Source organism: Vibrio aerogenes (assembly GCF_024346755.1).
Lineage (GTDB): Bacteria > Pseudomonadota > Gammaproteobacteria > Enterobacterales > Vibrionaceae > Vibrio > Vibrio aerogenes.
The window spans coordinates 3,672,590-3,691,810 of record NZ_AP024861.1 but is presented as its reverse complement, the minus strand read 5'-3'; the positions used below and the strand labels follow the sequence as shown (position 1 = coordinate 3,691,810).

The window sequence follows — 19,221 nt, the reverse complement described above, 5'->3', positions numbered from 1 at the left end:
CGAATATGAATTACTGATTAATGATTTGTAAATATTCTGCGACGCCTTCAGCGACGGTTTTGAACTGAATATTACATCCCGCCTGACGCAGCTTGGTTAAGTCTGCCTGAGTGAACTCCTGATAGGCACCTTTGAGATGCTCCGGGAATGGAATGGTCTCAATCTGACCTCTTCCATGATATTGAATCACTGCTTTCGCCACTTCTTCAAATGATTCTGCACGACCGGTACCACAATTGAAAATGCCTGAAATACCATGTTCGAGGAACCACAGGTTGACTTCACAGACATCACCTACATAAATGAAGTCACGAATGAAATGCTCGCTGCCTTCAAATAATTTAGGGTTGTCACCGGCATTCATCTGGTTGTTCAGATGGAAGGCAACTGAAGCCATAGAGCCCTTATGGTTTTCTCTTGGACCGTACACATTAAAGTATCTGAATCCGGTGATTTGTGAGAGTTTCTCACCGTGTGTTTCAGCATCCTGCCACAAGCGGCGAACATAGTTGTCGAAAAGCTGTTTAGAATAGCCGTAAACATTCAGCGCACCTTCATGTTCCGGAGATTCGACAAACGTTTTTGTCTCACCATAGGTTGCCGCGGAAGAGGCATAGAGAAATGGAATTTCCCGGTCCAGACAGTAGTGGAGGAGTTCTTTTGAGTACTCATAATTGTTGAGCATCATATACTTTCCATCCCACTCAGTGGTCGCAGAGCACGCTCCTTCATGAAATACTGCTTCAATAGGTCCGAAGTCGTCCCCGGCCATAATTTGCGTTAAGAAGTCATCACGATCCATGTAATCGGCAATATTTAAATCCACCAGATTCTTAAATTTCTTTCCATCTTTCAGGTGATCGACCACCAATATATCGTCAATGCCACGACGATTCAGGGCTTTGACAATATTACTGCCGATCATGCCCGCACCACCAGTTACAATGATCATGTTTTTATCCTTCATTGAATGTATGTATTGCCATCTAGTATAACGAATCTGTATCTGCTTGTAATTGCTGATGTCCGAATCCGGGCGGACAGTTTTTCACCTCCTGTGAAGGGTTGATCTGAATATCGTTCAGGTTATGACTTGTCTGCATTGAGATCAGTTCAGGATTTCTATAAATTGAACCCCGCTGTACTATCTGTACTTGTGAATCCAGAGGAATAAACAGATGATCAACGTAGCCGTAATTATGTCGGCATATAATGGTGAAACTTATTTATGTGAACAGATAGACTCGATTCTCAACCAGTCGTATCAGAACTTTCAGCTTTTTATTCGTGATGATGGCTCAAAGGATCAGACCCGGAATATTCTGAGCGACTACGCAGAAAAAGATTCCAGAGTGAAAGTGAGCTACGGTGATAATGTCGGTTGTATTCATTCTTTTTTGCTGGCTGCACAAGAGGTTGACGCGGATATTTATCTGTTTAGTGATCAGGATGATATCTGGATGGAAGAGAAAATTGAGCGGGCAGTAGCCTACTTCCGGCAGGCAGACACCTCTGTTCCTCAGTTGTACCATTCTGATTTATGCGTGGTCGATTGCCATATGCAGAAACTGCACGATTCATTTATGCAATATCAGGGATTGGATGCCTTGGACTCAATGCAGAGGAAAACGCTCTTTCTGCAGAATTTTGTTGTTGGTTGCTCGATGGCTGTCAACAAAAGCTTGCTGGAACGTCTCTTCATTCAGGGTGTTCCCGAAGGCATTGCGATGCATGATTGGTGGATGGCGCTGATTGCCAGAACACAGGGACACATACACTTTGATCCGAGACCGGCTCTGTTTTACAGGCAGCATGACAATAATGTATTGGGTGCGCAGAAAAGAACGCTGGCCATCTATATCAGGGCGTTGTTCTCCGGACAGGGTATTCAGCGTTTTCTTCAATTCAGAAATTTAGCCGCAACGCAGGCAGAGTCATTTCTGAAAACATATCGGGACTACTTAAATTCTGAATTTCAGGCTGATTTGAAGGTCGTAAGTCACCTCCGGGAGAAAAAAGGACTAAGCGGAGTTTTCAGGTGTTTCTGTTCAGGCATCTATTTGCAGGGAATGGTCAGGAATCTGGCGCTTATTTATTGTGCTGTTTATGAACATTTGTCCGATTTAAAGATCAACAAGTCAGGATAAATGTCGTTTTGAACACCGCTTTCTTTTGCGTGGATAAATCGTTAAGATGTACGGCCTTAAAGGCCAGTCCTGTAATGGCGGGCGTGTTTAGTCTGAAAAAATGAAAGGTGTATTGTGCGAATTTTAGTCACTGGTGGTGCAGGCTTCATTGGTTCTGCAGTTATTCGGCATCTGATTAAAGATACAGATCATGACGTGTTAAATCTGGATAAACTGACTTATGCCGGTAATCTGGAGTCTTTAAAAGAAATTCAGGATTCAGAACGATATCGTTTTGTGAAGGCCGATATTTGTGATGCGGCTTCCATGAAGCAGACGTTGGAAGCCTTTCAACCTCAAATCGTGATGCATCTGGCGGCTGAAAGCCATGTGGATCGCTCGATCGACGGGCCGGCAGCATTTATTCAGACCAATATCGTCGGTACTTACACGTTATTGGAAGCCGTCCGGGGTTACTGGTCGACTCTTTCTTCTGAAGCGCAGGCTGCTTTTCGCTTTCATCATATTTCAACTGATGAAGTTTATGGTGACTTACCTCATCCTGGTGATGTGGAGCCCGGTGCGTCTTTACCACTTTTTGAAGAAACAACCGCTTATAAACCAAGTAGTCCTTACTCTGCGTCAAAAGCATCCAGTGATCATCTGGTCAGAGCATGGCACCGGACTTATGGTTTGCCAACGATTGTGACCAATTGTTCCAATAATTATGGGCCTTATCATTTCCCTGAAAAACTGATTCCGCTGGTGATTCTGAATGCGCTTGCCGGTAAGCCTTTGCCTGTTTATGGCAGCGGTGATCAAATACGCGACTGGCTTTATGTTGAAGACCATGCCAGAGCGTTAGTGCTGGTTGCGACTCAGGGGGAAGTGGATGAGACGTATAACATCGGTGGTCATAATGAGAAGCAGAATATTGAAGTTGTGCATACCATTTGTGACATTCTGGACCAGTTGGTGCCAAAGGATACAGCTTATCGTGAACAAATACGCTTCGTTGATGATCGGCCTGGACATGACCGCCGCTATGCGATCGATTCGGGTAAAATTGCCAGAGAGCTGGGCTGGAAACCGGTCGAGTCTTTTGAATCAGGTATCATGAAAACTGTTCAATGGTATCTGGACAATATGGACTGGGTTGAGCATATTCAAAGTGGTGACTATCAGGACTGGATTCACCAGCAATACGGAGATGAGTAGATGAGAGTTCTGCTATTCGGAAAAAATGGTCAGGTGGGTTGGGAACTTCAACGTGCCCTGAGTTATTTTGGCGAGGTGATTGCGCTGGATTCTGACAGTCAGAATTACTGTGGTGACTTTCTCAACCCGGAAGGGATTCATCAAACGATTCTGGACCTGAAGCCGGACGTGATTGTCAATGCAGCTGCTTATACTGCAGTCGATCAGGCAGAAACTGATCAACAAACCGCAATGACAGTGAATGCGGATACGGTTGGTGTGATTGCAAAAGCTGCCCATGAAGTGAGTGCTTTACTTGTCCACTATTCTACCGATTATGTATTTGATGGTTCAGGGCAAACGCCATGGCAGGAAACGGATGCCGTCGCACCTCTTAATGTCTATGGGCAGACGAAGCTACAGGGTGAGGAACTCATCCGGCAGTATTGTCCGAAACATCTGATTTTCAGAACAAGTTGGGTGTTTGCTTCCAGAGGCAAAAATTTTGCCGGAACCATGCTGAAATTAGCAAAAGAAAGAGAAACACTATCGATTGTTGCTGATCAACATGGTGCGCCGACCAGTGCAGAATTGTTGGCAGACTGTACAGCGCTGGCTGTCCGGCACTGTTTTTACAACAAATATGGTTCTGACAGCCAACACGGTTCTGACAACCCGGATTGTTACGGGCTCTATCATTTAGTCGCTAAGGGTGAAACGACCTGGTTTGACTATGCAAAATATGTATTTGACGTCGCCCGTGCATCCGGTATTGAACTGGCGGTGAAGGATGTAACGCCTGTTGCAACCTCAGAGTTTCCTGTGCCTGCCCCTCGTCCCGGAAACTCCCGGCTGAATACCAGTCATTTCGAAAAAACATTTCATCTGACCTTACCTGACTGGCAGTTAGGTGTGAGTCGGATGCTTGCAGAAACATTAGGATCAACATCATGAACAGAAAGGGGATTATTTTAGCTGGTGGTTCAGGGACCCGGCTCTATCCTGTAACAATGGCAGTCAGTAAACAGCTACTGCCGATCTACGACAAGCCAATGATTTATTATCCGCTGACAACATTAATGTTGGCCGATATCCGTGAAATATTAATTATCAGTACCCCTCAGGATACGCCGCGCTTTGAGCAGCTCTTGGGTGATGGCAGCCAGTGGGGAATCTCACTGCAATATGCGGTTCAGGAGAAACCTGAAGGCTTAGCCCAGGCGTTCATGATTGCGGAAGAATTTTTGAATGGGGCGCCGAGTGCACTGATTCTTGGTGATAACATCTTCTATGGGCATGATTTGCAGAAGCAGCTTGAAACTGCTGCTGCTCAGGAAAACGGTGCAACTGTATTTGCGTATCATGTGACCGATCCGGAACGCTATGGTGTGGTGGAATTTGATTCGGCTGATCAGGCCATTTCACTGGAAGAAAAGCCAGCACAGCCAAAGAGTAATTTTGCGGTTACCGGATTATATTTCTACGATGCTCAGGCTGTGGAAATAGCCAAGAGCTTAAAGCCTTCCGCAAGAGGTGAGTATGAGATTACGGACCTGAACCGGATTTATCTTGAACAAAATACGTTGTCTGTCGCCAAAATGGGCAGAGGTTTTGCGTGGTTTGATACCGGAACCCATGAAAGCTTAATTGGTGCAAGTAATTTCATTCAGACGATTGAACAGCGTCAGGGACTGAAAGTCGCCTGCCCTGAAGAAATTGCCTACAGAAAAGGCTTTATTAATAAAGAGAAAGTTCTTGAATGTGCCCAGGCACTGGCAAAAAATGCGTATGGTCAGTATTTACTGAAACTTGTTGAGAGAGATGATTAAAATGAAAGCAATCCCAACTGAAATTGAAGGTGTATTTATCATCGAACCCCGCGTATTCGGAGATGACCGGGGGTTTTTCTTTGAGAGCTTCAATCATCAGAAATTCGAGCAGGCTGTCGGTCAGCAAGTTGAATTTGTTCAGGATAATCATTCCCGCTCTGTTAAGAATGTCGTCAGAGGACTTCATTATCAGGCTGAACATGCACAGGGTAAATTAGTTCGTTGTGTGTCCGGAGAAGTCGTCGATGTGGCGGTTGATATCAGAAAGGATTCCCCAACGTTTGGTAAAGTTGTCACCGTTAACCTGAGTGCTGAAAATAAACGGCAGCTGTGGATTCCGGCGGGCCTTGCGCATGGGTTTAGTGTTCTGTCTGATGCCGCCGAGTTTTTGTATAAAACCACGGATTATTACCACCCGGAATCTGAGCGCTGTATTTTGTGGAATGATCCGGACTTAAAGATTGACTGGCAAATTCAGGGCGATGCACAACTCTCTGAAAAAGATAAGCAAGGTTGCTCCTTTTCGTCGATTTAATTTCATTTAGGCATCTGTCATACGTTCTGTGTGGCAGGATGCAGGAATAGATATGTTGATCTCCGCTCAGTATGTTTCTTTATTTAAGTCGATGGTTCGCAGAGAGATTCAGGCAAAGTATCAGGGTACTTTGCTGGGTTTCCTGTGGAATCTGGTCACACCTTTATTGATGCTGGCCATTTACGCAACGGTATTTCTGGCTGTATTTAAAGCGAAATGGCATATGGCTGATCAGGCTCAGGCCGATTATGGTTTAATGTTATTTATTGGTATTTTGACACATGGCTACATGGCCGAGGTGCTGACTTCATCGAGCAATGTGATTCGTAATAATACCAATCTGATCAAAAAGGTTCGTTTTCCGGTTAAAATGTTACCATTAGTCACGATCGCCAGTTCTGGTGTCAACTATTTGCTGGGACTGGCAATGGCCTTTGTTTATGGGCTGGTTCAGGGGTATATCCATCAATTTCAGGGCCTGATTTATCTGCCATTTATTATTGCGATTTATGTCGTGACTTTGACTGCCATTGCTTATCTGGTTGCCGCTTTGGGAGTCTTTCTCCGTGATATTTCTCAGATGATGCCGGTATTAATTACTGTATTATTATTTACCAGTACAGTATTCTTCTCGGTTCATTCTGCACCAGATATGTTGGTGAAAATTATTTATCTGAACCCAATCAGCCCGGTAGCAGATTCGGTTCGGGATATTTTGTATGGCTATGCGCCTGATTTTAAACACATGCTTTGGTTATTACTGGCAAGTGTTCTGGGATGCATTTTTAGTTACAAATTGTTTTGTCGGCTAAGACCTGGCTTTGCAGATGTCTTATAGTAAGCTGAGCGAAACAGCTGGCGGGGTTATATGCGATTAGGTGAGCTTCTTAAACAAAAACTTCTGATCACCGATGAAGATATCGAGCAAATACTACAGTTGCAGGAAAATGCCAGTATTGGTGAGCGGGCCAGATTCGGTGAATTGTGCATTTCGAATGGTTTATGTTCAGAACAAGATGTCTTAATGGCTTTGAGTGAACAGCTGGATTTACCATTATTGTCCGATGTGATTGAAGAACATTGTGATGGGGACTTACCCTCTAATGAGCTGGCACTCAAGCTATTTCCTTCTGAGTGGTGGCAGCGGCAACAAGCTTATCCACTGTATCAAAATAACCAACAGGAAGTATTCGTTGCTCAGGCTGATATCTGGGATGATTTTATTTTTGAAACCATCCTGCGGGAACACCATCTGAAGACGGTCCCGGTGCTTTGCTCGAATTATGAACTTCGTCAATTACTGAGTAATGTTGACGAGCAACAATCTCAGAGCTCGACGCTGAACAGCCAGGAAAGTAGTTCTGCACCTGTAGTGAAGTTTGTGAACGAGTGTATTCAGCGCGCAATTAAAGAGAATGCTTCGGATATTCACTTTGAGGTGAATAAACAGCAGTTTCTGGTTCGCTATCGGGTTGATGGTGTCCTTCGGACGGTCGATCAGCCGGGAATCGCACAGCATGCCGCGATTCTGTCAAGAATCAAGCTCATGGCCGGGCTGGATATTTCAGAGAAACGTTTACCACAAGATGGCCGGATTCGGGTCCGGTTATCCGGGTTGCAGGTGGATATACGGGTGGCGACCACACCTACTGTTTATGGTGAAAACGCCGTATTGCGTCTGCTCGCCAATGAACAGCATCATACCTCCCAGCAGGCGAAAGAACTGGATATGCTGCCCGATCAAAAAGCAATTATTCAGGATATTCTACTGAAGAAAACAGGCATCTTTTTGATCACAGGCCCCACGGGGAGTGGTAAAACAACGTCTCTGTATACTTTGCTTGGACAATTAAATGACGAGCAAACGAAAATCATCACCGTTGAAGATCCGGTTGAGTATCAGATGAAAGGTCTGACTCAGATTCAGGTCAACAGTGAAATCGGGCTGACTTTCGCCAGTGTTCTCCGTTCTGCGCTGCGTCAGGACCCGGATATTATGCTGATTGGTGAGATGCGGGATAAAGAAACCGCGCAAATTGCGATTCAGTCTTCACTGACCGGTCACTTTGTTTTGTCCACCTTACATACCAATGATGCACCAAGCAGCTTTATTCGTCTGAAAGATATTGGTATTCCTGACTACCTGATTAAATCAACGGTGGTCGGTATTATGGCACAGCGTCTGGTCAGACGGCTCTGCCCGCATTGCCGGACACCAGATATGAGTGGTGAGGTGAAAGCGCAGCAACTTGGGTTTGCCGAAGTGGATCAGAAATGGGGTGAACTGCTGCCTTCTGCACCTGTCTGGTATCAGGCGCATGGTTGCGAACATTGCAATGACACCGGCTATCATGGTCGTCTGGCGATTTTTGAGCTGCTAGGCTGGTCGGCTGAAGAAACGGCTGAACTGGAGATGGAAGATCTGCATCAGGTCGTCGAAAAGCAGAAAATGCGGACGTTGAAGCAAGATGCTTTATTAAGAGCCGCTCTGGGTGAAACCACACTGGATGAAGTGCTGAGAGTGGTAGGCTAGTCATGAAGCAATTTAAATTTGTTGCAAGGCGTAAAGACGGCTCACTAACCGATGGCTGGATCAGTGCTGACAGCGAGCAGCAAGCCCGCCGCATGTTGGCTGATCAGCAGCGACAGGTGGTGATGCTCTCGCCGTATAAGGCGAAAAGTAATAAGAAGGTCAGCCGGGAAGCATTGATTACCACACTGCGGGAACTGGCCACACTGCGGGAAAGTGGCATGGCGCTCGATTTGTGCATGGCTTCTTTGTATGAAAATACGGAAGATGATGTCTTAAAAGTTGCCCTGAAGCGTTTGCACTATGATGTTGAGAGTGGGTCCAGCTTGTCCGATGCGATTGCTGCGCAGCCTGAAGTTTTCCCTTTTTATGCTGCATCAATGCTCAAACTGGGTGAAGCCAGCGGTAAACTGGGAGAAGCATTATTTAACATTTCTGAACGGATTGAGCGTGAAGAACAATTAATCACAGAAGTGAAGTCAGCACTGACTTACCCGGCATTTCTTTTAATTGTGTGTGTTGTGGTTCTGTTCTTCATGTTTATGTATGTGATTCCTAATTTTGAAACCATGGTACAGGATGCCAAAGATGCGGGTATGCTGGGCAAGTTGTTGTCTGTTTCCCGGTTTTTAAATGACAATATCACGATTATTTCTGCGGGGCTGGTGGCGTTGGCCGGCGGCCTGTATTACGGATTTCGTTATGGTTCTTTGCTTCAGTCACTGATTCAGGGGCTGTCTGCGATTCCGATGTTCAGAGAACTGGTGGATGCCTGGAATATTGTCCAGTTTTCCGGCAGCATGCAACGTCTGCTTGAGTCTGGTGTTGAACTGGTCGAATCGGTGGAAATTACCCGTAACGGTATCTCAGATGAAACGCTGAGAAAGCGTTTAGGCTATGTTGTGACGGGTGTGCGGGAAGGTAAAGGGCTGGCTGATTCTCTGGGAGAATTTGATTTATTCCCGGCGATGGTCCGGCGGTTGATTAAAACCGGGGAAGCAGGCGCATCTTTGGTTCCTTGTTTCCGGGAAATCAATAACTTATATGAAAGGCGTTTATCCAAAGGTTTGAAACGTTTTTTATCCATTTTAGAACCGTTGGTGATTGTGGTGATGGGGGGTATCGTGGGCAGTATCATGATTATCCTGATTTCCGGTATCATCTCGGTGAACGATATTAATTTTTAAGTGTTTGAGGATAGTCATGAAAACAGCACCAACAACCCAAACCAAACAGAATGGTTTTACCTTAATCGAACTGCTTGTTGTTCTTGTACTGATCTCTTTGCTTGCGGGGTTGGTTGGACCGAAGCTGTTTAAGCAGGTGGGTTCATCAAAAACAAAAATTGCTAATGCGCAAATTGAGCTGTTGACATCAGCATTGAAAACCTATCGTCTGGATATGGGCAATTACCCATCGACTGAACAAGGCTTGAAAGCACTGATGGAAGCGCCGGATGATGGTAATCAATCGATGTGGAATGGCCCATACCTGGCAAAAGACATTCCGCTGGATCCATGGAATAACGCTTACCACTATAAACTGAACCCTGATTATGAGTTTTCTTTGTATTCTCTTGGCCGGGATGATAAAGAAGGCGGAAGTGGCGAAGATCAGGATGTTGGTGTGAAATAATGATGAATCACCGGCTGAGAAATCATTCGGGCTTCACTTTAATTGAGCTCATTATCGTGATTGCTTTGATTGCGCTGATGAGCACTGTGGTTGTTCCCAGGTTATGGGGAAGCTATTCACAGCTGAAACAAAAGAAAAAACTTGAGACATTCTGGTCTGAAGTCCGCCGTGAAGCCTATAAGTATAATCAAGCCGGTGAGAGTTTTATTTTTGACAGTGACAATGAGCAATGGCAAATTCTGGCACAGAAAAGTCAGCTGGAAATCCTGCCAAATCATCCGGATGATCAATTTGTTATCCGGCCTGATGGTTTTACCCAACAAGGTGAGGTTCATTTACTTGTCCTGCCTGAAAAAATCAGGTGGAAAGTTACCTTATCCATGCCTGACGGGAGCGTCAACTTTGCCCGCTATTAAGTTTGAATTGCAGAGAGGTTTTACGCTGATTGAAGTATTGATTGCTTTGGCGATTTTATCCGCAGGTTTTACTGTGATTTTCCAAAGTTTTCAGCAGAGCACTGTCGTTGGTGAAAAGATTAATCAGCGCCAATTGAAAATTATGACTGAACAGTCGTTATTTGTGAAATTAAGTCAGATCAATCCGGCGATAAAGCAGGGCGGTCAGGGGAATCTGGGAGATGTTTATTTTAAATGGCAGGCCCGCCCAATCAGTCCCTTGCTTCAAATGAAGACGGCTAACGAATTGATCGAAGAGTACGCGCAAATGTACCGGATTAGTGTGTCGTATCGTCTGCGTGGCAAAGATTTTTCCTTTGAATTTGAGAAAATGGGTGTTCAGGAGACTATCCGTGGGTAGTCGCCGACAAAATCAGTCAGGTTTTACGCTGGTTGAAATGCTGGTTTCTCTGGCTGTATTTTCAGCTGTATTATCGATCGTGATGACCGGTTTGCATCAGGGGCAAATGCAGTGGGAAAGAGGTTCAAAACAACTGGATCAGGCTGATTATCTGATTAAACGACAGAACTGGTTACGACAGATGTTTGCACAAGCCAATACCGCAACATTCCGGATTGAATATGGTGCTGAAGCACCTTATTTCCTTGGTAATGAGCAGTCTTTGACTTTCATTTCTGATGCGCCAATCATATCCGGCCCTGGCACTTATGCAACAGTCAGGTTGAAGCTTCGTCAGCAAGATGATGATCTGTATGAGATGGTCTTGACACAAAAGCCATATAGTGACCCTTATTTAGATCCACAAGCGAATCCCGATGACGGGAAATCCCTTGTGTTGTTTCACGATATTCAGCATTTATCCTGGCGATATTTTCTGGCGCCACGGATGGAAGCGACGCCACTGGAAATCAAATATAACCGCTTCAAACCTCGCATGGAAGGATACTGGGACAGTGAGTTTGATGCGAATTTTGAGCAGGAACTACCACAGTATGTCGCGCTGAGTTTTAAAATGCATCAGCAACAATATGACTGGTATTTTGAACTACCGGTGAAACCTTTGGCTTTAATTCAGGAATCTCAGGTTGTTGTCCATTAAATCCAGAAAGCACAGGCAATCAGGTATTGTTCTGCCTTTAACGCTCATTATTTTGGCTGTGTTGACGCTGATGGCAAGCTCTTTGTTATCAAAAGGCCAGGATCAATCCGATAAAGCATTCAGGCTGAATCAGCAGTGGCAGGCCCGTTTAGCCATTAACAATGCTGAGCAGCGGGTTCTTTTTGCCATGATGGTGGGGGATCAGCTTCCCGGAGGCTATCAGTTGGGTGATACTGTTTTGCTCACTGATTCCAGTAATACCAAATTATCCAATGGCGTCTGGGTGTCCCTTCAGGATCACGCCGGACTGGTCAGTTTAAGTTTTATTGATAAAAGTATTTTAACTGAACTGGTTCGCAGTTATATACCAGGGCCAGATGCGGTAAGAGTGACACAGGCGATAATTGATTGGCAGCGACGCCCGGAAAATGGTTCTCAGTTACCTTCTTATGATGATCAGGTGTTACCCCGAAATTCGCCTTTCAGGAGTTTGGATGAACTGATGTTGATTCCCGGAATTACCAGTCAGATCTATAACGGCAGGCGCAATCTTGCTGAAGCTGAAGAGAACCCTCAAAACGAAGCAGGCAGTTTACCTGAGTTGCCAAAATTTGGATTACGGGATTTATTGAGTGTCAGGGGAGCGGAATCCGATGGTATCAACTTCGCGGCTGTTCCGGATGCGATCTTGTCGAGAGCATTTCATGTAACCCCTTATAATCTGGATGTTTTGAGAAGAATGAAACAACGGGGTAACTGGGCTGGCATCCGCCGTTTTCTGGCAAGTAATAATATTTCAACCGGTGCAGCTGATAGTGTTCCCAGTAGTTTTTACACGATACGCTTTCAATACCACGGGATACAGGCCCGCGGAATTTACCGGGTGTTACCACGTATGCTTCCAACACCAAGGTTAATATGGTATTTTCCCGACAATTTCAGGTATTTTTCACAACCGAAATAACTTTCACAATCAACATGGAAAACAGGTGTCATAGTGATTGATAAAATCCAGCGGCAGTGGTGTATATGGCCGCAGGGACATGTACTGGCTGATAAACCCACAGGGAGAATTTCCCGCTGGGATAAAGTCGTCGGACTGGTTCCTCAGTCCCAATGCTTGTTCAAAATATTTTATTACAATGTTGAGCTGATCCCGCAAAAGGATCTTGAACAATGTGTTGAGAATGAAGTTGCCCAGCTTATTAGCTGGAATAATCCCCGTTCTTTTTTTCTGGTCAACAAGGTTGATGAAAACTGGCAGGTTATTGCGTGGGTCTGGAATGATGATGTTGTTCAGTTTGAACTGCCAGTGACTCATAAAATACCTGCTTTAGCGTTTTACCTGGGGAAAACGAGAGCACCTCAGGGCGTTTTATTTTATTCAGAACCGGTCTCTGAAACGATGGAACAATCATGGGCCATTACCTGGAAAAAAGCTTCGGTTGTTGAACACTTATATCCAATGAATTCTCCAATTCATGCCCGGGTGATTAAACAACTGTTGGATGAAGAGCAAAATAAACTGGTTTTATACGCAAATACTGATCATACGTCGCTCTTAGATGGTTATGAAGTCAAACCATTCCATCGTCAGGTCAAATCAAAGTTGATGACAAAGGCTAAATGCTCTTCGCAGTTAGAGTTTGATAATCCTTGGATTTACTGGAGGACGATGGTATGGATATTGTGCCTTTTTGCTTTGTATCTAGTAGCCGATGCGACTTTACTGAATTATGAACAGTCTCAGCTGAATCAGCTGGTCTCGCAGCAGCAGCAGTCAACATTAAGCATACAAAATCAGCGTTCCCGCTATGAGGATAATAAGCGGTTTGTCGAGCAAACGATGCGGGCAAAAAACAAGCAGAGGTTTATCGCTGAATTATTAGAAGAATTGACAACTAAGCTGGCCAAAGATGTCATGATCACTAAATTTACCTACGATCAGAAAACAGTGTTACTGGAAGGCACTGTGCTTAATTCAACCGGTGTATTAGAATCCTTGTCAAATATTACATTTATTAAACAAGCCCGCTTGTTAGGTGAAGTAGTGCCAACAGGTGATGGCAGGCAAAAATTCAGAGCAGAAGTTGAACTCAAGGAGTTGAAGTAATGGATGATTTTCTTCAGTCACTGAGAGAAGGCCAATGGAAAGATGAGCTTTCCAGTCCGCTGGTTCAATGGGGGAGTCTGGTTTGTGCGCTGATTTTTTTGTGGTGGATTGGTTTCGGGCCTTATTATGAATGGAGAGCTGGTATTCGTTCCCAGATTGATCAACAGCATGTCCTCTTGTCCCGTTTACAAGTCCTTGAAAATAGCCGAAAACAGATTCGTGATGCAACCAATACTTTAAATCAGCAGGTATCGGCTGCTAAAGCGGAGCTGATTCAGGAACGTACACAAAGCCGGGCTATTTCTGTTCAGGTTTCCCGGTTCGAGGATGTCTATAAGCCCCATGATTTAAGGCTGAAAGGCCGGCTGTTTGGAGAGCCTGATGTGGTTCCGTTCCTTGGTGAAAAAGTTGAATCACGATGGCGCCTACTGGGAAAAACGGATGACATACTGGCCATGCTTTACGATATGTCCCATTCAAAAACAATTATGGTGCCGATCTCTGTTCAGATAAAAAAAGCAACGGAACGAAACCGGGGGCGTAAAAGCAAAAACAATGAAGCAACGCCTGATTATGAGTTGTCAATGACACTGAACAGTTATCGTCTGATCCCGATGAAAGATATGAAAATACGTAAATGATTATGAGTAAGAGCTTTTTTATTCCTCATCCAAAGCTAATTTCGGCCTTAGCCGGTGTGTTGTTGTTACATCTGCTATTTACTTATTGGTCACTGTCGCATGTCGATGGTGGTGATAAAGTTATTCATCCCGCTCCTGTAAAAATTTCTGATAATCAATCCGTGGTTCAGATTCCCTCGGGAAATATTTTTTCATTGGATCGGACTTTGACAGTTTCATCTGGCAATAACGGAACGGAAGCGAAGAAGCCGGAACCAGCAGATGATTATCAGTTAGGAAGTATTGTTCGTGAAGGGAAGCAACTGAAAGCAGTGTTTATCAGTCAGGATAAAAAAATGATTATCGGGGTTGGTGAGAATCTTTCCAATCTGGGAATGGTCACTCAGATCTCCGGTAATACGGTGACAACAAAGAATCGTGATGGAGATATTCGTCTCTGGCAACTTTTTCCCACTTTTGAGTCAAAATCAGACAATCAGGAATCAAAAAACAAATGAGCAGAGTTATTATGAAACATCAGCACCACTGCTTACGTGCAGCCGTAGTTATCATCGGAGCAAGTGTTATGTTTGGGTGCGCTAACTTTCAGCCGCTTCCTGAAAATGTAACTCCGACAGCAGTGAAGTTATCCAGTGAAAGTACACCAGGTGATCTTCAGGTTGATGATCCCTCAACATCAGATAAAGCGCCTCTTAAGAATGGTGATTATGCAAAGTTCAAGATTAGAGAAATAAAGAAAGCACCCATCTTACAGATTGGAACACAGCAGGAACAGATTACCGGATTAAAACTGCCAGAGGAACAGGTCAGTTTAAATGCAGATGGCTTACCTCTACAGCATTTTATTAATTTAGCTTTGGGCGATATTTTAAAGCTGAATTATCTGATTGATTCTGATCTTGAAAAGAAAAAAAACAAGATCACATTGAGGGTCAATGAACCAGTCACTTCAAAAAGGCTGTTAGGGCTGGTGGAAGAAGCGCTTCAGGTCAATGGCGTCGCTCTGGCCCAGGATGGCGATTTAATTAAGGTTATTCCATCATCAAAAGCAAGTAGTGCTGCGCCGGTGATGATGCAGGAATCTGTGAAGCCTCTGCTTCGTTATGGGAAAGTGACGGAAATTATTCCTGTGTATTATATAGGGGTAAATCAGGCATCAACACTGGCCACAAAGTTATTCAGAGAAGGTCGAGGCGGTTCTGTACTGATACAACCTCATCTGAACTCTTTAATGGTGGTTGCTGCACCGGATGACATTGATAAGTTAAGGGAGCTGTTGGCTCAATTGGATGTACCAAATAGTGTATCTGAATATATGTCCTTGGCTTCGCCACGTTTCTTAACAGCGATTAATTTGGCAACGCAATTAAAGGTTGCTTTGGCTGCGGCATCTATTCCTGCTTCTACCAGTGGGGGCACAAATGGTGTTATCCTTAAGGTACTGAATACCGAGCAGCTTATTATGACATCTAACTCAAAGAATTGGCTGGACTATGCCGAGAATTGGGTCAAACGTTTGGACATTCCGCCAAAAACTGAAGCTGAGCATAAAGGTGTTTATGTTTACTACATGAAAAATACCAAAGCGAAAGATAGTTGGGGGGTTGTGAAAACTATTTTTGGTGATGGGAAAAGCAGTACCAAAACACCGGAAGTTGTTTCCCAGAATATTCTGGCATCTTCCCAGCAACAGAATCAACGATCAATCACTTCTTCTGTTCAGGGTATTACACCCGGAAATACTGGAATGAAGCAGCGACAACGCGCTGCGACTGAAACAATGAGTGTCGTCAGCAAGGATTATAAAGTAGTTGTCGATGATGATCGCAATGCACTGATATTTCAGGGTACTTATCAAGATTATCAGCAGCTGGTTGATCTATTATCTTATGTCGATAAGCGTCCGAGACAAGTCTTATTAAAAGCGACGATTGCTGAAATTAGCTTAACTGATGCGTATAACTTAGGTCTTGACTGGACGGATAACGGGAATAGCTCTGATGTCACTGGTAGTTCCAGCGTGACACCAAGTGATGCTTCCAGCTATCTGAGCCTTACCGGTCTTTTTGGTGACTTTACAGCCAAATTTAATGCATTGTTATCTAATGGTAAAGTTCAGGTACTTTCCAGCCCTAAAATACTGGCTTTAGATGGAGAATCCGCTTCTATCAATATTGGTCAGCAGATTCAGGTGATTACTGGTTCTGTTACCGGGACAGATAGTGACTCTACAGTTACAAATACTTACAGTTATGTCAGTACGGGGGTCCAGCTGGATATTACTCCATCGATTAATGAAAGTGGATTAGTACAGTTGGATATTAGTCAGGAAGTCAGCACTGCGGGGGAATCTTCTTCCGGGAGTCCACCCATTAACACCCGTTCTCTTCAAACCAGCTTTCTGGCTGATACCGGGGAAACGGTATACATTGGTGGATTAATTAAGACACGTAATGAAGATACAGAACAAAAAGTACCTGTTTTAGGTGACATTCCCCTATTGGGAAATTTGTTTAAATATAAGAGTCAGGCGCAGAGTTCAACTGAGTTACTTCTTTTAATCACGCCATATGTGATTAAAAGTCAGGAAGAAGCTTTATTATATACCAAGGATTTCAGTCAGATGACCGGGTGGACATTATCATCTGATATGCTGGATAATAAATAGTCGGACAAAGCATTTTTTTTAGACTAGACTGTTAGATCATGTGTCTAATTACAGGCATTGACCAACAAGTAACCAATTGCGTGAAACTATTATTTTGTGTGATCAATGTCATTATTTTAAAGTGTTGTTTTCATAATTTAGTCGAATTTGTCCATTGACAAGTGCTTATTTTGTCTCGAAAATAACATTTGCGCACTTCGGAGCGCGATCATTAATCAATGCCTGGGTTTTCTTTTTATTTTTTGGTTTAGCGGCCGAAGTGATAAAAAGTTGGCATGGTGCTAAGAATAGTGCACCGAAGTTGATCAAATTAGCCAATATAGATATGTTTATATTGGTTAAAAAAACAATGTGGATCCAAAACAAGGATATAAATAACATGTTAAAGAAAACTCTTATCGCCGCTGCAGTGGCAACTGTTACAGCTGCACCAGCATTTGCTGACATCGATCTGTATTACGGCGGTCTTCCTATCAGTTCATCAAACGAGATGACAACAACTACACTGGCCACTGTAACTAAAGATGCTGTTCTTTCTTACTCAACTGCCGAAGAAGAAGTGGCTGCTGAGTTTGGTGTTGATGGTGACCTGAAACAAAATGGTTTCATCACATTGCAATTAACTGGTGGTGCTAAGTTTAATGAAGCAGAGGTAAACCAGTGGCTGACTACTGATGCTAGTGGTAACCTGAGCTCTAACTTGACTACTGGTAATGTTGAGATTGAGTTGTATTTGGCAACTACCACAGCTCTGGGTGGTGTTATTCTTACCACTGGCACAACTGCTGTAAGTGAGACTGATTTAACTAAAATTTTCAAGTACACTGAAAACACAAATACAGAAACTATTGTTCATGATATCGATGAAGATGGTACACGTTTGCGTTTAGCTCTGAAGCAAACTGCTGGTTCAACCAATGAAATGATTCAGCTTGCTTCTCCTGGTAATGCGACTATTACTGAAGTTACTGTGGTAGCAAGAAGTTTTGATTTCCCTGATACTTGGGCTACATTGCCAGATGATATTAACGGTACTTCTGGTACTGCTCCAACAGTCATCAATCAAGCTAGTTATGACGCATTGACTTCTGATTCTGCTCGTGCAGACTACCTTGCAACAGAAGTAACAGGCACAGGTGCTAACACTGCGGCTACGCAAGCTTACCTTGAAGCAAGTGCTACTTCAGTTGCTGGTACAACAGTTGCTGTTGGTGATGCGCTTGAAGCTTTAGTTGGTGCAAATACTGTTGTAAACTTCCAGCTTACAGAAGCAAACCAGATCTTTGATTTGTCTGCTACTTCTGGAAATGTATTCCTACAAATTGGTGCATTGAAAAATGCTTCTTACTCGGCTGACCCTGAATCTACTGCAGCATTGTTCAAGTTGGGTGAATTGTTTGACTTGACTCTGACAGATTCTGGTGAAGCAACTGCGCTGGTTTCTACTGGCTTTAACTCTTATGATATAGATAGTGACGCTGCTGCTGATGATGAAGATGTTGAAGCAACAGGTTTAGACCTGATTAACAAAACATCTAACCAGAACATTCAGTTGAACAAAGTTAATCTGACTCTGACTGGTGACTTGTCACCATTCCGTGTTGATACTGATGGTGACTTGCTCCTGAAAGACGGTACAGAATCTGGCTGGACTGTAAACGCAGCTAAAACATCTGCTACAACAACTCTGGCAAGCGATGTTCTTGAAGGTGTAAAAACTTTGGATGCTTCGGCTCGTTCGTTAAGTACAGCTCAGAATACTGCTTGGACTAATCTGGGTAAGATTTATGTTGAAGCTGATAATGAAACACCAATTCCAGCACAATCAATCAGTGTAACTGCAGCTATTGATGGTGATGATCAAGCTACATTTGAAGATTTCTCAGATACAATCAATAATCTGTTTATCTTTACCCGTGATGGTATGAAGTTCGATACTATCCTGACTGGTACAACTTCTGCGAACACAATTCACATCCGTGATATCTCTGGTGTTCTTCCTGAAGATGGTGGTAAAATTTACGTTACAGTTTGGGAATACGATGCACACGCTGCAGGTGAAAATGCAGAGAGCACTGTACTGGCTGACCGTCAGGTTCTTTCTGTAACGCTTCCTTCAAAAGGTGCTGTGACTCTGAACCCAGCAACTATTGCTGACCAATTGGGTATCACTGTAACTCCTTCTCGCCAGGCTCGTATGGTGTTTGAAGTTGAAACAAACCAAGGTGAAGTGGCTGTTAAGAAGAAAGATAGCAGTGGTATCGACATTCAAAACGGTACTAAAGGCGTTCACACAAACGTTGTTGATTTCACTCTATAATCAATTTGATTACAAGATTGAATTCTTCTATATTAAAGGAGCCATATGGCTCCTTTATTTTATTTATCTGTTAAAAAACTGGTTTTCTTCTGTCCGGTTTTGCATCTTTCT

General features: G+C 43.8%; 19 protein-coding genes. 18 read left to right on the top strand and 1 reads right to left on the bottom strand.

Features of this window, described 5'->3' with window-relative positions:
- Positions 1-10: 10 nt before the first annotated feature.
- The gene (gene rfaD, locus OCV29_RS16495) at positions 11-952 is read right to left on the bottom strand and encodes an ADP-glyceromanno-heptose 6-epimerase (RefSeq protein ID WP_073604229.1); all 942 of its coding nucleotides are present in this window, start codon (positions 950-952) and stop codon (positions 11-13) included.
- 226 nt (positions 953-1,178) lie between these two features.
- Here rfaD and OCV29_RS16490 point away from each other — a divergent pair, with 226 nt between their 5' ends.
- The 18 genes from OCV29_RS16490 (at position 1,179) to OCV29_RS16405 (ending at position 19,110) form a co-directional block, all read left to right on the top strand.
- Positions 1,179-2,147, top strand: coding sequence for a glycosyltransferase family 2 protein (locus OCV29_RS16490; RefSeq protein WP_084193352.1), 969 nt, complete (start codon positions 1,179-1,181; stop codon positions 2,145-2,147).
- A gap of 114 nt (positions 2,148-2,261) precedes the next feature.
- Positions 2,262-3,344, top strand: coding sequence for a dTDP-glucose 4,6-dehydratase (rfbB, locus tag OCV29_RS16485; RefSeq protein WP_073604228.1), 1,083 nt, complete (start codon positions 2,262-2,264; stop codon positions 3,342-3,344).
- Entirely contained in the window at positions 3,345-4,277 is a 933-nt protein-coding gene (gene rfbD, locus OCV29_RS16480) for a dTDP-4-dehydrorhamnose reductase (protein WP_073604227.1), read from the top strand.
- Positions 4,274-5,152 carry a glucose-1-phosphate thymidylyltransferase RfbA gene (rfbA, locus tag OCV29_RS16475; protein WP_073604226.1) on the top strand — a complete coding sequence of 293 codons (879 nt, stop codon included), beginning with the start codon at positions 4,274-4,276 and terminating at the stop codon, positions 5,150-5,152. Before rfbD ends, rfbA begins: the two co-directional genes overlap by 4 nt.
- A 1-nt stretch (position 5,153) precedes the next feature.
- Positions 5,154-5,687, top strand: a complete 534-nt coding sequence (gene rfbC / locus OCV29_RS16470) for a dTDP-4-dehydrorhamnose 3,5-epimerase (RefSeq protein ID WP_073604278.1) — start codon at positions 5,154-5,156, stop codon at positions 5,685-5,687.
- Between the two features lie 52 nt (positions 5,688-5,739).
- Complete coding sequence (locus tag OCV29_RS16465) at positions 5,740-6,525, top strand: ABC transporter permease (protein WP_073604225.1); 786 nt, start codon at positions 5,740-5,742, stop codon at positions 6,523-6,525.
- Positions 6,526-6,555: 30 nt separating this feature from the next.
- The gene (locus OCV29_RS16460; protein ID WP_073604224.1) at positions 6,556-8,220 is read left to right on the top strand and encodes a GspE/PulE family protein; all 1,665 of its coding nucleotides are present in this window, start codon (positions 6,556-6,558) and stop codon (positions 8,218-8,220) included.
- A 2-nt stretch (positions 8,221-8,222) separates the two neighbouring features.
- Positions 8,223-9,404 carry a type II secretion system F family protein gene (locus OCV29_RS16455; RefSeq protein ID WP_073604223.1) on the top strand — a complete coding sequence of 394 codons (1,182 nt, stop codon included), beginning with the start codon at positions 8,223-8,225 and terminating at the stop codon, positions 9,402-9,404.
- Between the two features lie 16 nt (positions 9,405-9,420).
- The gene (gene gspG / locus OCV29_RS16450) at positions 9,421-9,852 is read left to right on the top strand and encodes a type II secretion system major pseudopilin GspG (RefSeq protein ID WP_073604222.1); all 432 of its coding nucleotides are present in this window, start codon (positions 9,421-9,423) and stop codon (positions 9,850-9,852) included.
- Positions 9,852-10,268 carry a type II secretion system protein gene (locus OCV29_RS16445; protein WP_073604221.1) on the top strand — a complete coding sequence of 139 codons (417 nt, stop codon included), beginning with the start codon at positions 9,852-9,854 and terminating at the stop codon, positions 10,266-10,268. The genes gspG and OCV29_RS16445 overlap by 1 nt, the downstream gene beginning before the upstream one ends.
- Entirely contained in the window at positions 10,255-10,668 is a 414-nt protein-coding gene (locus OCV29_RS16440; protein WP_073604220.1) for a type II secretion system protein, read from the top strand. Before OCV29_RS16445 ends, OCV29_RS16440 begins: the two co-directional genes overlap by 14 nt.
- Positions 10,661-11,368, top strand: coding sequence for a PulJ/GspJ family protein (locus OCV29_RS16435; RefSeq protein ID WP_139281603.1), 708 nt, complete (start codon positions 10,661-10,663; stop codon positions 11,366-11,368). The genes OCV29_RS16440 and OCV29_RS16435 overlap by 8 nt, the downstream gene beginning before the upstream one ends.
- Positions 11,355-12,332 carry a type II secretion system protein GspK gene (locus tag OCV29_RS16430; RefSeq protein WP_245796879.1) on the top strand — a complete coding sequence of 326 codons (978 nt, stop codon included), beginning with the start codon at positions 11,355-11,357 and terminating at the stop codon, positions 12,330-12,332. The genes OCV29_RS16435 and OCV29_RS16430 overlap by 14 nt, the downstream gene beginning before the upstream one ends.
- 33 nt (positions 12,333-12,365) lie before the next feature.
- Entirely contained in the window at positions 12,366-13,481 is a 1,116-nt protein-coding gene (locus OCV29_RS16425) for a hypothetical protein (protein WP_073604219.1), read from the top strand.
- On the top strand, positions 13,481-14,122 hold the full coding sequence (locus OCV29_RS16420; RefSeq protein WP_073604218.1) for a hypothetical protein: 642 nt from the start codon (positions 13,481-13,483) through the stop codon (positions 14,120-14,122). Before OCV29_RS16425 ends, OCV29_RS16420 begins: the two co-directional genes overlap by 1 nt.
- Before the next feature lie 2 nt (positions 14,123-14,124).
- A complete protein-coding gene (locus tag OCV29_RS16415) occupies positions 14,125-14,619 on the top strand; it encodes a hypothetical protein (protein ID WP_139281602.1) in 495 nt (164 codons plus the stop codon).
- Positions 14,616-16,790, top strand: a complete 2,175-nt coding sequence (locus OCV29_RS16410; protein WP_073604216.1) for a secretin N-terminal domain-containing protein — start codon at positions 14,616-14,618, stop codon at positions 16,788-16,790. Before OCV29_RS16415 ends, OCV29_RS16410 begins: the two co-directional genes overlap by 4 nt.
- Positions 16,791-16,944: 154 nt before the next feature.
- Positions 16,945-19,110: a VapA family S-layer protein gene (locus OCV29_RS16405; RefSeq protein WP_245796877.1), complete on the top strand. Its 2,166-nt coding sequence runs from the start codon at positions 16,945-16,947 to the stop codon at positions 19,108-19,110.
- Positions 19,111-19,221 lie beyond the last annotated feature (111 nt).

What these genes read in the sequence shown, in the direction of transcription:
- OCV29_RS16460 (WP_073604224.1), top strand. Translation starts at nt 6,556, where the DNA reads ATGCGATTAGGTGAGCTTCTTAAACAAAAACTTCTGATCACCGATGAA.
- rfbA (WP_073604226.1), top strand. Translation starts at nt 4,274, where the DNA reads ATGAACAGAAAGGGGATTATTTTAGCTGGTGGTTCAGGGACCCGGCTC.
- OCV29_RS16465 (WP_073604225.1), top strand. Translation starts at nt 5,740, where the DNA reads ATGTTGATCTCCGCTCAGTATGTTTCTTTATTTAAGTCGATGGTTCGC.
- rfbC (WP_073604278.1), top strand. Translation starts at nt 5,154, where the DNA reads ATGAAAGCAATCCCAACTGAAATTGAAGGTGTATTTATCATCGAACCC.
- OCV29_RS16445 (WP_073604221.1), top strand. Translation starts at nt 9,852, where the DNA reads ATGATGAATCACCGGCTGAGAAATCATTCGGGCTTCACTTTAATTGAG.
- OCV29_RS16410 (WP_073604216.1), top strand. Translation starts at nt 14,616, where the DNA reads ATGAGCAGAGTTATTATGAAACATCAGCACCACTGCTTACGTGCAGCC.
- rfbD (WP_073604227.1), top strand. Translation starts at nt 3,345, where the DNA reads ATGAGAGTTCTGCTATTCGGAAAAAATGGTCAGGTGGGTTGGGAACTT.
- rfaD (WP_073604229.1), bottom strand. Translation starts at nt 952, where the DNA reads ATGATCATTGTAACTGGTGGTGCGGGCATGATCGGCAGTAATATTGTC.
- gspG (WP_073604222.1), top strand. Translation starts at nt 9,421, where the DNA reads ATGAAAACAGCACCAACAACCCAAACCAAACAGAATGGTTTTACCTTA.
- OCV29_RS16415 (WP_139281602.1), top strand. Translation starts at nt 14,125, where the DNA reads ATGAGTAAGAGCTTTTTTATTCCTCATCCAAAGCTAATTTCGGCCTTA.
- OCV29_RS16490 (WP_084193352.1), top strand. Translation starts at nt 1,179, where the DNA reads ATGATCAACGTAGCCGTAATTATGTCGGCATATAATGGTGAAACTTAT.
- OCV29_RS16420 (WP_073604218.1), top strand. Translation starts at nt 13,481, where the DNA reads ATGGATGATTTTCTTCAGTCACTGAGAGAAGGCCAATGGAAAGATGAG.
- OCV29_RS16455 (WP_073604223.1), top strand. Translation starts at nt 8,223, where the DNA reads ATGAAGCAATTTAAATTTGTTGCAAGGCGTAAAGACGGCTCACTAACC.